The 14,553-nt window shown below is 66.5% G+C and carries 18 protein-coding genes; 8 read left to right on the top strand and 10 right to left on the bottom strand.

Going from position 1 to position 14,553, the window contains the following annotated elements; genetic code table 11:
• On the top strand, positions 1-515 hold a 515-nt coding region (locus OCW50_RS31495), incomplete at its 5' end, for an ATP-binding cassette domain-containing protein (RefSeq protein ID WP_262300257.1).
• A 182-nt stretch (positions 516-697) separates the two neighbouring features.
• On the opposite strand, the gene OCW50_RS31490 is transcribed toward OCW50_RS31495, so the two are convergent.
• Positions 698-1,078, bottom strand: a complete 381-nt coding sequence (locus OCW50_RS31490) for a hypothetical protein (RefSeq protein WP_262300256.1) — start codon at positions 1,076-1,078, stop codon at positions 698-700.
• Positions 1,075-1,515 (bottom strand): DUF4112 domain-containing protein, encoded by a 441-nt coding sequence (locus tag OCW50_RS31485; RefSeq protein WP_262300255.1) that lies wholly within the window; start codon positions 1,513-1,515, stop codon positions 1,075-1,077. The genes OCW50_RS31490 and OCW50_RS31485 overlap by 4 nt, the downstream gene beginning before the upstream one ends.
• A 379-nt stretch (positions 1,516-1,894) precedes the next feature.
• Between OCW50_RS31485 and OCW50_RS31480 the strand changes: the two genes are divergently transcribed.
• The gene (locus OCW50_RS31480) at positions 1,895-2,392 is read left to right on the top strand and encodes a YcbK family protein (RefSeq protein WP_262300254.1); all 498 of its coding nucleotides are present in this window, start codon (positions 1,895-1,897) and stop codon (positions 2,390-2,392) included.
• Between the two features lie 31 nt (positions 2,393-2,423).
• Complete coding sequence (locus OCW50_RS31475; RefSeq protein WP_262300253.1) at positions 2,424-3,296, top strand: alpha/beta fold hydrolase; 873 nt, start codon at positions 2,424-2,426, stop codon at positions 3,294-3,296.
• Positions 3,297-3,609: 313 nt separating this feature from the next.
• Here OCW50_RS31475 and OCW50_RS31470 read toward each other — a convergent pair whose 3' ends face one another.
• The 5 genes from OCW50_RS31470 to OCW50_RS31450 all read right to left on the bottom strand — a co-directional run bounded on the left by OCW50_RS31470 (position 3,610) and on the right by OCW50_RS31450 (position 8,087).
• Positions 3,610-4,368: a LamB/YcsF family protein gene (locus OCW50_RS31470; protein WP_262300252.1), complete on the bottom strand. Its 759-nt coding sequence runs from the start codon at positions 4,366-4,368 to the stop codon at positions 3,610-3,612.
• Between the two features lie 5 nt (positions 4,369-4,373).
• Complete coding sequence (pncB, locus tag OCW50_RS31465; RefSeq protein WP_262300251.1) at positions 4,374-5,666, bottom strand: nicotinate phosphoribosyltransferase; 1,293 nt, start codon at positions 5,664-5,666, stop codon at positions 4,374-4,376.
• 91 nt (positions 5,667-5,757) lie between these two features.
• Positions 5,758-6,054 carry a c-type cytochrome gene (locus tag OCW50_RS31460; protein ID WP_262300259.1) on the bottom strand — a complete coding sequence of 99 codons (297 nt, stop codon included), beginning with the start codon at positions 6,052-6,054 and terminating at the stop codon, positions 5,758-5,760.
• A gap of 90 nt (positions 6,055-6,144) precedes the next feature.
• Positions 6,145-7,410, bottom strand: coding sequence for a PQQ-dependent sugar dehydrogenase (locus OCW50_RS31455; protein WP_262300250.1), 1,266 nt, complete (start codon positions 7,408-7,410; stop codon positions 6,145-6,147).
• A 173-nt stretch (positions 7,411-7,583) separates the two neighbouring features.
• Entirely contained in the window at positions 7,584-8,087 is a 504-nt protein-coding gene (locus OCW50_RS31450) for a pyridoxamine 5'-phosphate oxidase family protein (protein WP_173945947.1), read from the bottom strand.
• A gap of 217 nt (positions 8,088-8,304) precedes the next feature.
• On the opposite strand from OCW50_RS31450, the gene OCW50_RS31445 reads away from it, so the two are divergent.
• The 3 genes from OCW50_RS31445 to OCW50_RS31435 are packed head-to-tail and all read left to right on the top strand — an operon-like array spanning position 8,305 to position 10,321.
• Entirely contained in the window at positions 8,305-9,429 is a 1,125-nt protein-coding gene (locus tag OCW50_RS31445) for an Mrp/NBP35 family ATP-binding protein (RefSeq protein ID WP_262300249.1), read from the top strand.
• Positions 9,430-9,440: 11 nt separating this feature from the next.
• Positions 9,441-10,094: a molybdenum cofactor guanylyltransferase MobA gene (mobA, locus tag OCW50_RS31440; protein ID WP_262300248.1), complete on the top strand. Its 654-nt coding sequence runs from the start codon at positions 9,441-9,443 to the stop codon at positions 10,092-10,094.
• Positions 10,091-10,321 (top strand): sulfurtransferase TusA family protein, encoded by a 231-nt coding sequence (locus OCW50_RS31435; protein WP_262300247.1) that lies wholly within the window; start codon positions 10,091-10,093, stop codon positions 10,319-10,321. Before mobA ends, OCW50_RS31435 begins: the two co-directional genes overlap by 4 nt.
• Positions 10,322-10,366: 45 nt before the next feature.
• Here OCW50_RS31435 and OCW50_RS31430 read toward each other — a convergent pair whose 3' ends face one another.
• Entirely contained in the window at positions 10,367-10,543 is a 177-nt protein-coding gene (locus OCW50_RS31430) for a CsbD family protein (protein WP_173945943.1), read from the bottom strand.
• A 362-nt stretch (positions 10,544-10,905) separates the two neighbouring features.
• Here OCW50_RS31430 and OCW50_RS31425 point away from each other — a divergent pair, with 362 nt between their 5' ends.
• Positions 10,906-11,688 carry a sensor histidine kinase gene (locus tag OCW50_RS31425; RefSeq protein WP_262300246.1) on the top strand — a complete coding sequence of 261 codons (783 nt, stop codon included), beginning with the start codon at positions 10,906-10,908 and terminating at the stop codon, positions 11,686-11,688.
• Positions 11,689-11,706: 18 nt separating this feature from the next.
• On the opposite strand, the gene OCW50_RS31420 is transcribed toward OCW50_RS31425, so the two are convergent.
• Positions 11,707-12,960, bottom strand: a complete 1,254-nt coding sequence (locus OCW50_RS31420; RefSeq protein ID WP_262300245.1) for a glycerate kinase type-2 family protein — start codon at positions 12,958-12,960, stop codon at positions 11,707-11,709.
• 378 nt (positions 12,961-13,338) lie between these two features.
• On the opposite strand from OCW50_RS31420, the gene OCW50_RS31415 reads away from it, so the two are divergent.
• Positions 13,339-14,139, top strand: a complete 801-nt coding sequence (locus OCW50_RS31415) for an HAD-IIB family hydrolase (RefSeq protein ID WP_262300258.1) — start codon at positions 13,339-13,341, stop codon at positions 14,137-14,139.
• Positions 14,140-14,202: 63 nt separating this feature from the next.
• Here the strand turns inward: OCW50_RS31415 and OCW50_RS31410 are convergent.
• On the bottom strand, positions 14,203-14,553 hold a 351-nt coding region (locus OCW50_RS31410; RefSeq protein WP_262300244.1), incomplete at its 5' end, for an aldehyde dehydrogenase family protein.

Raw genomic sequence — 14,553 nt, 5'->3', positions numbered from 1 at the left:
GGCAGGTGGACCGCATCCGGTCGCGGGTCGCCATGGTGTTCCAGAGCTTCAATCTCTGGTCCCACATGACCATCCTGGAGAACGTCATCGAGGCGCCCGTGCACGTGCAGAAGCGCCCGAAGGCCGAATGCATCGCCGAGGCCGAAGAGCTGCTGAAGAAGGTCGGCATCGTCGACAAGCGCAACCAGTATCCGTCCCACCTTTCAGGCGGCCAGCAGCAGCGCGCCGCCATCGCCCGGGCGCTCGCCATGCATCCCAAGGTGATGCTGTTCGACGAGCCGACCTCGGCGCTCGATCCGGAGCTGGTGGGCGAGGTCCTGCGCGTCATGCGCTCGCTCGCCGAGGAAGGCCGCACCATGCTGGTGGTGACGCACGAGATGGGCTTCGCCCGCGACGTGTCGAACCGGGTGGTGTTCCTGCACAAGGGCGTGGTCGAGGAGGAAGGCGCGCCGGCCGAGGTGTTCGGCACCCCGAAATCCGAGCGCTTCAAGCAGTTCATCTCGAGCCACCGCTGAGCGGCGGCTCCACGCCCCCCCGAGACACTCACCGACGTCATGGCCGGGCCTGTCCCGGCCGTCCCGATCCGGAAAAGCGCCGCGCCCGTCCGATCGGGATCACCGGCACAAGGCCGGTGATGACACAGCGGTGGCGGCATCAAACACGAAGGGCGAAGCGGATGCCGCTTCGCCCTCCTGATTCAACGATGCTCGATCCGCCGGATCGGAGCCTGCGCCGGCGGGAACGGGCCCGGCCTGCGCGGATCGATCCGCGGCCCGCGCCACTCCTCGACGCGCGGCTCCCGGGGCGCTCCCCCGAGGAAGAGGCCGATCACGGCCGGAACGGCCAGGATCATCAGGGAGACGAGGCCCCACACCACCACGATGGCGCCGAGGCCGAGGCCGCGCAGGGTCATGAGCGCCCAGGACAGCCACTCGACCGTCTCGGGATGGCCGGTGACGATGTCCGCGTGGCGCGTCGCCACGCCGCCGAAGAAGTCGACGAGCCCGTAGGCGCCCCAGGCGAAGAGCGACCACACGGCCACGGCGAACCAGGCCAGGATCCACAAAAGACGCCTCATCGGCGCTCGTCCACCCGGACGGCCGTTCCGTCGATCTCGACCGGTCCGCGCCTGGGCACGCCCAGGTGCTCGTGGATGATCCGCAGGTTGCGCTGGTTGGCCTTGAAGAACACGTCGAACACGTCGCCCGCCAGCGGGATCGCGCCGATCGCCGTGTCGACCGCCACGTTGCCGATCATGCGGGCGATCTTCCAGCGCGGCAGACCGAGCTGGCGCGCCTCCCAGATGATGTAGCTGGCGAGAGCCGCCGAGATCGCGTCGCCGATCCCCGGCACGAGGCCGAGCACCGCGTCCAAGCCGACGCGCCGGTTCAGGCCGGGAATCATCACGGCGTTGTCGAGAAGCTTCGCGACGAGCGTGACGCGGGCGAGCGCATCGGCCCGCGTGGGTCCTGCGGTCTTGATCGCGTCGAAAACGGCGCTGCGAGCAGTGTTCATTCCTGTCTCCGGGCGGCCGATCCCGACGATCGGCACAACGGGTCCTGATGTGTGCATTCCGGCCCGTTTCTGCAAGATTCCCGCCCGTTATTCCGTAACTTACCCATAATTTCCTGTCGTAGGATTCCTTGCTGGGCAAAGCTTTGCCGGCCAAGCGCGGCCGTCGGGCCCTCGTTCGCCTCCAGCCGTTCTTGCCGGGGGCAAGCTTAACCTTAGGTAGCTGTGCCTAACGCTGCGTCGTCAACCCTCGGTGGCTGATCCACAAGCAGCGGAGGCCGTTGGGAGGACCGCTTCGGCACAGTGACTTCGGAGGGGCGCAGCACGGGAGAACCCGATGATCATCGTTTGCCGCGTTCGCCACACCTCGAGGGTGACTCTGATGACCGGAGCGTTTCTCGCAGGATTGTTGCCGGCTTCGCTCAAGGCCGGCGACGAGGACGCCGGGATCATTCCTTCGGCGCAATATGCCAGCCTGCCGTCGCAAGGGCGCCTCGACGATCCCGCCGCCACCGGAAGCCTGCCGGACGCCAAAGCTGTCGTGGGTTTCCCGTCGCTGGTGTCCCAGGGAACGATCACCCTGCGCGCCAGCGCACCAACCCGGTGCATCCCGGGCGACCTGCGCGACGTGGTGGCGTCCGTCGCCGAAACGTTCGGCCCCGTGAGCATCGAATCGACCCATCGCAGCAGCGGCCGCAACCGGCGCGCCGGCGGCGCCCGCCATTCCCTTCATCTCTCGTGCCGGGCGGTCGATTTCCGCGTGCGGGCCCGGGCGCGGGGCGTGATGGCCTACCTGCGGGCTCATCCCCAGGTCGGCGGCCTCAAGATCTATCGCAACGGGATCATCCATATCGACAATGGAGAGCGCCGCTCCTGGTGACGATCCGGGCCGGCTCCGGTACAACGGCAGGATGTTCGAGACCTTCACACACCGACAGATCGAAACCTCCGGCGCCGTCATCAACCTCCGCCATGGCGGAAGCGGGCCACCGGTCCTCCTGCTGCACGGGCATCCGCAGACCCATGTCATGTGGCACAAGGTGGCGCCGAAGCTCGCCGAGACCTACACGGTCGTCTGCGCCGATCTGCGCGGCTACGGCGACAGTTCGAAGCCCGCGACCACGCCGGACCACGCGCCCTATTCCAAGCGCGCCATGGCGCTCGACCAGGTCGAGGCGATGCAGGCGCTCGGCTTCGAGCGTTTCGCCGTCGTCGGGCACGACCGCGGCGGGCGCTGCGCCTACCGCATGGCGCTCGACCATCCGGAGCGGATCGTGTCGCTGTCCGTCCTCGACATCATCCCGACGGCCGAGCATTTCCAGCGCACCGACATGGCCTTCGCCATGGGCTACTGGCACTGGTTCTTCCTGGCGCAGCCGCATCCGATCCCCGAGCGCCTGATCGCATCCGATCCGGACGTGTTCTACCTGCGCCGGGGGCGCTCCCTCTTCGACGCGGAGGCGCTCGCCGAGTACCGCCGCTGCTACACGGACCCGACCACGATCCACGCCATGTGCGAGGATTACCGGGCCGGCGCCACCATCGACATGCGCCTCGACGAGGAGGACCAGAAGGCCGGCCGCCGCATCGCCTGCCCGGTCCAGGCCCTCTGGGGCCTCAAGAACGGGCTCGAGCGGTGGTACGACGTCGTCGGCGTCTGGCGCGACTGGGCCGATCGCGTCGAGGGTCACGGCATCGATTGCGGCCATTACCTCGCCGAGGAAGCCCCGGAGGACACGCTCGCGGCGCTGGGGCCCTTCCTGGCCAGGGCGTTCAAGGATTGAACGCAGCGGAGGCTCATTCGGACGAGAGCCTCGCGTTCAAGTGTTCGGACGTCATGGCCGGGCTCGCCCCGGCCATCCCGGTTGCTTGAAGCGCTGCGCTTTTCGGGGCGGGATCACCGGCACGAGGCCGGTGATGACCAGGGTGGTCGACAGGACCTAGAGCATCGGACGGACCCGAAGGGCCACGCCAGTGAAAAGTGGATCCGGTTTTCGCTGGCGCGGCCCGCTGGGTCCGTCCTGACCGATGCTCTCATTCAAGAAGAAAGCATCGGATGGATCCCAAAAGTGCAAGTCCACTTTTGGGTCCGATGCTTTAGGCGAACGGCGCGATGGCGATCCCGTTCGCCTCCAGCTTCGCGCGCACCGTCCGGGCCATGGCGACGGCGCTCGGCTCGTCGCCATGCACGCAGATCGTGTCGATCTCGACCGGGATCCGCTTTCCCGACACCGTGGTGATCGCCCTGTCCTGGACGGCGCGGAGAATGCGCTCGGCCGCGAAGTCCGCATCATGCAGCACGGCACCGGGCTTCTTCCGGCTGGTCAGCGTGCCATCGTCCTCGTAGGTGCGGTCGGCGAAGATCTCGCGGGCGACCTTCACGCCGATCTGCTCGGACGCCTTCTCCATCGGGAGGCCCGGCATGCAGACATTGACGAGACCGGCGTCGACGCCCTTGATCGCGCGGGCGATGGCGAGGGCGAGGTCCATGTCCTCGTTGGCCATGTTGTTGAGCGCGCCGTGCGCCTTCACGTAGGTGACCCTGTGCCCGGCCAGCGCCGCGAGAGCCTGCATGGCGCCGATCTGATAGGCCACCATCCGCTCGATCTCGGCCGGCGAGTCGCCGCGGATCATGCGGCGGCCGAATCCGTGCAGGTCGTTGAAGCCGGGATGCGCCCCGATGGCCACGCCCTTGCGCTTCGCGATCTCCGCGGTGCGGAACATGATCGACGGATCGCCCGCGTGATAGCCGCAGGCGATGTTGGCCGAGGAGACGATGTCGAGCATCGCCTCGTCGTCGCCCATCGGCCAGGGGCCGTATCCTTCACCCATGTCGCAATTGAGATCGATCATCATGTCCGTCACACCAGAACCGGCTGGGCCGTTTGCTGCCCCACGTGGAAGATGCGCTTGTAGCGCTCGACTTCCGCCTTCGGCCCCATCGCCTTGGTCGGATTGTCGGAGAGCTTCACCGTCGGCCGGCTGTCGGCCGAGATCACCTTGCACACGATGGAGATCGGGTCGAGCGCTCCCTCGGGCGCAAGGCCGCGGAAATCGTTGGTGAGCAGGGTGCCCCAGCCGTAGCCGATGCGCATGCGGCCGCGGAAATGCCGGTGGATGCGCTCGATCACGTCCACGTCGAGTCCGTCGGAGAAGATCGCGAGCTTCTCCTTCGGGTTCTGCCCGCGCTCGTTCCACCAGGCGATGGCCTCCTCGCCGCCCTCGATCGGATCCTTCGAGTCGACGCGGATGCCCGTCCAGGACGCCACCCAGTCGGGAGCGTTGCGCAGGAAGTTCGTGGTGCCGTAGGTATCGGGCAGGATGACGCGCAGGTTGCCCTCGTAATCCTGCTGCCAATCCGCCAGCACCCGATACGGCGCCTCCGCCAGTTGCTCGTCGCTGTCGGTCAGGGCCGCATAGACCATCGGCAGCTCATGGGCGTTCGTGCCCACCGCCTCGACCTCCTGGCGCATGGCGATGAGACAGTTGGAGGTGCCGAGGAACGAGGACCCGAGGCCCTCCATCATCGCCTGGACGCACCAGTCTTGCCAGAGGAAGCCGTGCCGCCGCCGCGTCCCGAAATCGGAAATGGACAGATCCGGCAGCTTCCTCAGACGCTCGATCTTCTCCCAGACCCGCGTCATGGCGCGGGCATAGAGCACCTGGAGCTCGAACTTCGCCATGCCCTTGAGCACGCCGCGCGAGCGCAGCTCGTTGAGGATGGCGAGCGCCGGGATCTCCCACATGGTGGTTTCGATCCAGGGCCCGTGGAAGGTCAGCACATACTGGCCGTCTTCCTTCTCGAGCAGGTATTCCGGGAAGCGGAAGGTCTCGAGCCAGTCCATGAATTCCGGCGAGAACATCTGCCGCTTGCCGTAGAACGTGTTGCCGCGCAGCCAGGTGGACTCGCCCCGCGTCAGGGAGAGGCTGCGCACGTGGTCGAGCTGCTCGCGCAGCTCGCCGGCATCGATGATGTCGGCCAGGCGGATGCGGGTGGTGCGGTTATGGATGCCGAACGTGACCTGCACGTCCCGATGGCGGCGAAAGATCGTCTGCGCCATCAGAAGCTTGTAGAAATCCGTATCCAGGACGGACCGGACGATCGGGTCGATCTTCCAGGTATGGTTGTAGACCCGGGTCGCGATGTCCACCATCGCCTGCTCCATGCCACTCGAGGGAGGCGAGACAATAGCGAAGGGGCGCCCGGGATGAAAGGGTGCCGGCGACGAGACTTTGTGAGGCCCCTCACGGAGGCAGGACATCCACCTGGATCGACGCGTAATAGGCCGCCACGTCGGCGATGTCCTCGTCTGACAGCTCCTTCGCTACAATGTTCATGGACTCGTTCTTGCGGTCGCCGGACCGGTAGGCCTCGAGGCTCCTGGTGAGATAAGTCTCGACCTGACCGGCGAGATTGGGCGCCTCCGGGTTCTTCGACAGGCCGTCGAGACCATGGCAGCCCTGACAGGTGGTCAGTTTCTGACGCCCTGCCCGGGCGTCCCCTGCCTGGGTCGGACCGCAAGCAAGGCTGCCGAGCAGCATGGCCGTGAATGCGAGGAGGTGGCTCGTCTGCATGCGTGATGGCCCCATGAGAAGCGGGCGCGCGGCACAGCGCGCCCGTCGGGAGGATCGTTATCGGCCTTCGTAGGAGATGCGGTAGACCGCGCCGGCCGTGTCGTCCGACACGAGCAGGGAACCGTCGGGCAGCATGGCGACGTCTACCGGCCGGCCGAGATATTCGCCGTTATCCGTGAGCCATCCTTCCGCGAAGACCTGCGGCTTGTCGGCCGTCCCGTCCTGCTTGACCGGCGTGAACATGATCCGCGCGCCGACCGGCTTGGTGCGGTTCCATGAGCCGTGCTGGGCCGAGAAGATGCCGCCCTGATAGGTCTGCGGGAACATCTTGCCCGTGTAGAACATCATGCCGAGATCGGCCGCGTGCGGATCCATCTCGGCCTGGGGGCCGACGACGCCGGCCGGAACCTGATCGTCCTTGTACTCGACCGTGCGGACGGTGCCGCCGCCGTAATAGGGGAAGCCGAAATTCTGTCCCATATTGGCGATGCGGTTGAGTTCTCCGGGAGGCTGGTCGTCGCCCATGCCGTCGACCTGGTTGTCGGTGAACCAGAGCGACTTGTCGGCGGGGTTGAAATCGATGCCGACCGAGTTGCGGATGCCTGTTGCGTACACTTCGCGGTTCTTGCCGTCCTGATCCATGCGGATGATGCCGCCGATGCCCGTCCGCTTGTAGAGATCGAGCTTGTCCTTCGCCGGCACGTTGAAGGGCTGGCCGAGCGCGATGTAGAGCTTGTTGTCCGGTCCGATCCGGCAGACGCGGGCCGTGTGGTTGAAGCTTTCCTCGGACGGCGGGATGAGATCGCCCTGCTTGGCGACCACGAAGGCCGCAACGTCCGGCCCTTCATAGAAGAACTCGGCGGCCGGGAATTGCAGCACCCGGTTCTGTTCGACCACGTAGAGCATGCCGTCACGCGAGAAGCAGACGCCGTTCGGGATCTTGAACGCGACGGACGGGGCGAACTGCTTGACCTCGTCGGCGACGCGATCCTTGTCGCGATCGGTCACGACATAGACATTGTTCTTGCGTGTTCCGACGAAGACCACGCCGGCATTGGGGCCGACCGCCATGTGGCGCGCATCCGGCACGATCGCGTAGAGATCGATCTTGAACCCGGCCGGCAGTTGAATCTTCTCAAGGTTCTTCCGGATCGCATCGGCACGACGGCCCTCCTGCGCGATGGGGCGCGGCTCGGTGGTTCCCGTGCTCTGGAACGACGTCAGCTTCTCGAGATTGCCGGTCGGCGATTGGGTGGCAGGCTGAGCGAAACTCGAGGACACAAAAGCAACAATCGAAACTGCGGTAAGCAGGACGAACTTCATTGTTTCCTCCCTGGGACCGCCCCCAAGCCCTGTTCTTGATGGCGACGAACGGTTTTCTCCGAACTGTTGTCGTTGCCAAAGCTGCCTGAGCTTCTTGCGTAAAGGTAGATAGAATTAAGCCAAAGAAAAGGGGCCGCGTGCGGCCCCCGAGACTGTCGCGCTGCGGCGAAAACTCAGCTCAGATTGACCTTCGCCTGATCGCCAGGATGGGGCGGCTGACCGGTGATGGCCGCCTTCGCATAGCCGTAGAGATGCACCAGGGTCGACGAGGGGCTGTCCCAGTATTCGCCCTTGGCCGGGTGAACGCGGATCAGGGCGATCTGCGGATCGTCCACGCCCTTCGGGAACCAGGCCCGCAGCGGCTCCGACCACTTCTCCTCGATCGTCGCCTTGTCGCGCACGATCTCGGCCCGGCCGGTCACCGACACATAGGTCTGGCTGCTCGGATCGGCATAGGCGAGGTTGACCTCGTTGTCGCGGGAGAGTTCCGTCGTCTTCGGCGACTGGATCTGGGTGAAGAACCAGAGATCCCCATGCTCGTCCGCCTCCTGGCTGTGCATGGGCCTGCTGTGCAGGGTGCCGTCCGTGTCGACGGTCGTCATCATGGCGATCTTCACGTCCTTGATGAGGTCATAAAGCTTTCCGGCATTCGGATCGTTATGGCCGTGCTGGTGCATCCTCGTCTCCTCGATCGTATGTAGCGGGCACTCGGGAATGATCCGCCACGGCAGCGACGCGGCCGGCCGGGCCGGCTCCCGAGGGATCGGGTGGACAACGGACAAGGTGCAGTTTGGTTCGGGATATGCGTCCCGACCGTCGACGGCGCCCTTAACGCGCAGGCTCCGGCCCTATACATGAAGGGCAGAATCCTCGGAGCCATCAGGAGACGACATCGTGGCCATTACCCGTGAGCATGTGCTGCAGGCCCTGTCGACCGTCACGGTCGACGCCGGCGGAACCAACCTGGTCGCCTCGGGACGGCTGTCGGACGTGGTGGTGGACGATGCGGGCCGCGTCATGTTCTCGATCACGATCGATCCGTCCGAAGCCGCCGCCATGGAGCAGGTGCGACAGGCCGCCGTCACGGCCGTGCAGGGCCTGCCGGCCGTGAAGGGCGTCTTCGCCAGCCTCACGGCCGACCGGCCCTCCGGTTCCGGGGGCTCTTCCCCGGCGACGGCGCCGCAGCGGCCGCGGTCGGCCGCCCAGCCCAGGAACCAGCGCATTCCCGGCGTGCAGCACGTGATCGCGGTCGCGTCCGGCAAGGGCGGCGTCGGCAAGTCCACGACCGCCTGCAACCTGGCTCTCGGCCTGAAGGCCCTCGGGCTGAAGGTCGGCCTGCTCGATGCGGACATCTACGGACCCTCGGTCCCGAAGCTCCTCGGCATCCACGGCAAGCCGCGCCTGCTCGAGAACCGCGTTCTGGAACCCATGGAAGCCTACGGCCTGAAGGTCATGTCCATCGGCTTCCTGGTCGAGGAGGAAGCGGCCATGATCTGGCGCGGCCCGATGGTGATGTCGGCCATCACCCAGATGCTGCGGGAGGTCGCCTGGGGGGACCTCGACGTGCTCGTGGTCGACATGCCGCCGGGCACCGGCGACGCGCAGCTCACCATGGCGCAGGCCACGCCGCTCGCCGGCGCCGTGATCGTGTCGACGCCGCAGGACCTCGCGCTGATCGATGCCCGGCGCGGGGTATCGATGTTCAAGCGGGTGGAGATCCCGATCCTCGGCATCGTCGAGAACATGGCGACCTTCATCTGTCCGCATTGCGGCCAGAGCTCCCACATCTTCGGCCATGGCGGAGCGCGCGAGGAGGCCCGGCGCCTGGACGTGCCCTTCCTCGGCGAGGTTCCGCTGACCATGACGATCCGCGAGCTGTCCGATTCGGGCCGGCCCGTGGTGGTGGCCGATCCGGACGGGCCGCATGCCGCGATCTACAAGGACATGGCAGGGCAGATCTGGACCGCGCTCACGGGCGGCACGACGGCCAGGCCGGCTCCCCGCATCGTGATCGAATGAGCGCGGCCGGCATGATTCCGCCGACCGTCGGGGTCATTCTCGCGGGAGGCCTGTCGCGGCGCATGGTCGGGCAGGACATGGGCGGGCAGGACATGGGCGGGCAGGACAAGGTTCTGCTCGCGCTTGGGGATCGCACGCTCCTCGACCATGTGGCGCAGCGCCTTGCCCCGCAATGCGAGAGCCTCGTCGTCAACGCGAATGGCGACCCCCGACGCCTTGGGGCCCTGCCCTTCCCGGTCGTGGCGGATTCGGTGCCTGGGCATCTCGGGCCCCTGGCGGGCATCCTGACGGCTCTCGAATGGACGCAAGCCCATCGCCCGGGCATCGCATGGGTGGTCAGCGTTCCAGGCGACACGCCCTTCGTCCCGTCGGATCTCGTGCGGCGCCTGCATGAGGCGCGCGGTCGATCCGGGCATCCTCTGGCTTGCGCGTCATCGGGCGGACAGGTGCATTTCGCCGTCGGTCTGTGGCCGATCTCGCTGCGGCACGACCTGCGCGAGATGCTCCTGACGAGCGACGGGCGCAGCATCCGGGACTGGGCGAGGCGACATGGATATGCCGAAGTCTCCTGGCCGGTCGGGCCGCGCGACCCCTTCTTCAACATCAACACGCCGGACGAGTGGATGGCCGCGAAGGTTTTTCTGCAGCGGGAGCAGACGCGATGACCGAACTCGATCTCTCCGGCCTGAAATGCCCGCTGCCGGTTCTGCGCACGCGAAAGGCCCTGCTCTCCATGGCGCCCGGCGAAAGGCTGCGTGTGACCTGCACGGATCCGCTGGCCGGCATCGACGTCCCCAACCTGATCCGCGAGACCGGGGACGTTCTGGAGGAGCAAACGCAGGACGCCTCCCGGATCAGCTTCCTGATCCGCAAGGCGGGTCGATCCGAATGAACCGGCCCGGCAAATGCCGGGCCGATGAGAATGCGTGTGCGGCGATCAGGTGCTCTTGCGCAGCGAGTCCTTGATGCCCCCGACGGTGTTCTGGATCTTGCCCTCGGCCTTATCCATCTTGCCTTCGGTTTCCATCTTCGAGTCGCCCAGAGCCTTGCCGAGACCTTCCTTGAGGCGGCCCTTGATGTTCTTCATGCTGCCTTCGGTGCGATCGTTATCCATGGTGTCACTCCTGAAACTGACTTCCAGTCATGGAAACGCCGCTTCCGACGGACGGTTGCAACGAAAGTGCCGCATGCGGCAATCGTGACGCTCGCGGCGTCACATCTTGGTGATCTCCTGGCAGTATTCAACGCCCGGAAACTCGGAAATCATCTTCCCAATCGGCACATCTGTCATTCGTCTTGCGACATGACTTCGAATCAATTGGGATCAATAGCGAATCCGACGGAACATTTACTTGCAGGATCGAGGCGCCGGCGCCTTCGCCACATCCCGCAAGGGCGGGTATGGACAACGGATAGCGCCGCACTAATTCGGAACGAGCTTTATTTAATGTTATAAAGTTAGCAAGGTTCGCGTCCGTGTCTGCAGCCAAACGACGTTCCCCCCGGCCGCCCCCGACGGCCCCGCGCCGCGCTCACAGCCGCGCCGCCCCGAGGGGCTCGGCACAGTCCCTCGACCGGGTCGCCCTTCTGGCCCATCAGCTGAGAACGCCGCTCTCGGCCATCAACGCCCTGGCGCAGGGCCTGATCCGGCGCGCGGACCGGCTGGGCACCACCGACATCCAGGCCAAGGCCGAGAAGATCTGGCGCGCCAGCCTGCGCCTGGACGAGCTGATCGACACGATCCTGTCCTATACCCGGGCCACTGCCGGCGGGATCGTGCTCAATCCGAGCGAATTCAACCCGGATGAGCTCATCCGTCGGGTGTGCCGGGAACAGAGCGGACAGGAGCCGTCCCGGCCGTTTCAGGTCCAGATCCGCGGATTGCCGGAGATCGTCATCGGCGATCCCATCCTGCTGGAGCAGGCCCTCGTCATCGTTCTGTCGAACGCCATGAAATATTCGCCGCCGGAACGGCCGATCGACATCGCGGCCAGCAGGAAGGGAGGCATGATCCGGATCCTCGTCAAGGATCGCGGGATCGGGATCCCGGAACGGGACATGGCCTTCATCATGCAGCCCTTCTTCCGCGGCCGCAACGCGAAGGCGTTGCCCGGCACGGGGCTGGGCCTGAGCCTCGCCTGGTACATCCTCAAGCTCCACGGCGGCGATCTCGAGATCGACAGCCAGGAGGGCCGCGGAACCAAGGTCACGATGGTCGTGCCGCAAACCAACGCGACCGGCCTCAGCTATTCCATCTGAGGCGCCGAGCCGCTTTTCTCACGGACGGATGAGGATGCACCGGAAGTCGTTCACGTTGGTCAGGGTCGGGCCGGTCACCACGAGCCTGTCGAGCTGCGCGAAGGCCGTGTAGGCATCGTTCCGGTCGAGGTGAGCGGCCAGATCGATTCCGGCCGCGCGGGCACTCTCGAAGAAGCTTGCGTCGAACCAGGCGCCGGCGTTGTCCTCGGAGCCGTCGATCCCATCGGTGTCGCAGGCGATCGCCGAGATCTTCCGCTCGTCCTTCAGGGACAGGGCGAGGGACAACAGGAACTCGGCATTGCGCCCGCCCCGTCCCTGCCCGCGCACCGTGACCGTGGTCTCGCCGCCGGAGAGCAGGACGCAGGGCGCCCGGGCCGGCTCGCCGTGCATCAGGGCCGAGCGGGCGATCCCGGCCATGACGCGCCCGACCTCGCGGGCCTCTCCCTCGAGCGCGTCCCCGAGCACGAGCGGCATCAGACCGAGCTCGCGGGCTTTCGCCGCGGCGGCATCGAGCGCCATCTTGGGCGTCGAGAGCATATGCACCACGCCCCCGGCGACGGGCTCGGTCACGGCGTTTGACCGGATGGTCTGCCGCACATGGTCCGGCACCTCGATGCCGTATTTCCGCAGGATGGCGAACGCGACGTCCGGATCGACGCGCTCGGGGATCGTGGGACCCGACCCGATGCTGCCGGGATCGTCGCCCGGAACATCCGAGATCAGGTAGGTGACGAGGGACGCCTGGCCGACCGCCGCCGCAAGCCGCCCGCCCTTGATGGCGGAGAGCGACTTGCGCACCAGGTTCATCTCTCCGATCGGCGCACCGGATTTGAGCAGGGCCCGGTTGAGATCCTGCTTGTCGGCCAGCGTCACCCCGTCCGCCGGCAGCGACAGCAGCGAGGAGGCGCCGCCGGACATGAGGCAGACCACGAGGTCGTCGGGGCCGGCCTCCCGGGCCAGGGCCAGGATCCGCCCGGCGGCCCGCAGGCCGGCCTCGTCGGGGACCGGATGCGCCGCCTCGACGATCTCGATGGAGCGCGTCGGCACGGCGTGGCCGTAGCGGGTGACCACGAGGCCTTCGCAGGTCCCTCCCGCGCCGGCCCAGGCCTCCTCGAAGGCCGCCGCCATGCGGGCCGAGGCCTTGCCGGCGCCGAGGACGATTGTTCGCCCTTTCGGCCGGGGCGGGAGCCGACCGTCGAACTGGCCATCGGGAAGCGCCGCCTTCAGGGCGGCATCGAACAGGGCATAGAGGATTTCGGCATCGTTTGGCATGGCGTCACTTTACGTCAGAAATCCCGTGCGTGAAGTCGTCCGCTGGCGATTGCACACAGGGCCGCGCGTCTGCCCGCCCTTGATCCTGCACAGCCCCTGGAACAGGCAGGAGGATCGTGCTTAAAGGCGGTCCGTTAGAGCATCGGACGGACCCAGCGGGCCACGCCAGTGAAAAGTGGATCCGGTTTTCGCTGGCGCGGCCCGCTGGGTCCGTCCTGACCGATGCTCTCATTCAAGAAGAAAGCATCGGATGGATCCCAAAAGTGCAAGTCCACTTTTCACGTCCGATGCTTTAGCCGTCTCATGATGATCTCGCCCGAGGATACCGCGCCGATGCCCCAGCCGATTTCCGCCTCCCTGTCCTCGGACGAGCACGGCATGGCGCCCCTGTCCCGGATGCCGCTGGAGACGGCGCGCTCCCTCCGCGTGGTGCTGACCGACATCGACGACACCATCACCACCGAGGGCATGCTCACGGCCTCCGCCTACGGGGCCCTCGAGCGGCTGCACCGCGCAGGCTTCATCGTGATTCCCGTGACCGGCCGGCCGGCCGGATGGTGCGATCACATCGCCCGCATGTGGCCGGTCGATGCGGTGGTGGGAGAAAACGGCGCCTTCTATTTCCGCTACGATCGCGGGCGCAAGACGATGGAGCAGCGGTTCTGGGCGAGCCCGGACGAGTTGGCGCGGAACCGCGCGAAGCTCGACGCCATCGAGGCGGACGTGCTCGCGAGCGTTCCCGGCACGGCGCTCGCCAGCGACCAGGCGTATCGCCTTGCGGATCTCGCCATCGACTTCTGCGAGGACGTGCCGGCGCTGCCGGAGGCCGAGGTCGACCGGATCGTTGCCGTCTTCGAGCGTGCCGGCGCGCAGGCCAAGGTCAGTTCCATTCACGTGAATGGATGGTTCGGCGACTACAACAAGCTGACCATGGCCAAGACACTGCTTGCCGACGTGTTCGGGATGGACTGGGATCAGGCCAGGAAGGCCGTGATCTACGCGGGCGATTCGCCGAACGACGAGCCCATGTTCGCGGCCTTTCCCGTGAGCGTCGGCGTCGCCAATATCCGGGCCTTCGCCCATCGCCTCGTCAGCAAGCCCGCCTATGTGGCGAGCGGCCGTTCGGGAGAGGGATTCGTGGAACTGGCCGAGTTGCTGCTCAAGGCGAAGGGCGCATAGAGACCGGGCTTCTTCGCCGCCTCCGCGGACAAAAAAGCCCGGCCTTGCCGGGCTTTCCCGATCTCACAACCCTGCGAGCGCGACGTACTTGATTTCGAGGAAGCCCTCGATGCCGTACTTGGAGCCCTCGCGCCCCAGCCCCGACTGCTTGACCCCGCCAAACGGCGCCATCTCGTTGGCCAGCGCCGGCGTGTTCACCCCCACCATGCCGCTCTCCAGCGCCTCCGCCACCCGCCACACCCGCGCCAGGTCACGGGCATAAAAATACGACGCCAGCCCGAACTCCGAGTCGTTGGCCATCGCGATCACCTCCGCCTCATCCTGGAACGCGATGATCGGCGCCAGCGGCGCGAACGTCTCCTCCTTCGTCACCTTCATGCCTTGCCGCACCCCGGTCATCACCGTCGGCTCGAA

Source organism: Microvirga sesbaniae (assembly GCF_025460805.1).
Taxonomy (GTDB): Bacteria; Pseudomonadota; Alphaproteobacteria; order Rhizobiales; family Beijerinckiaceae; genus Microvirga; species Microvirga sesbaniae.
Note: the sequence above shows the minus strand (reverse complement) of the source record. Positions and strands in the feature narration are given on the sequence as shown.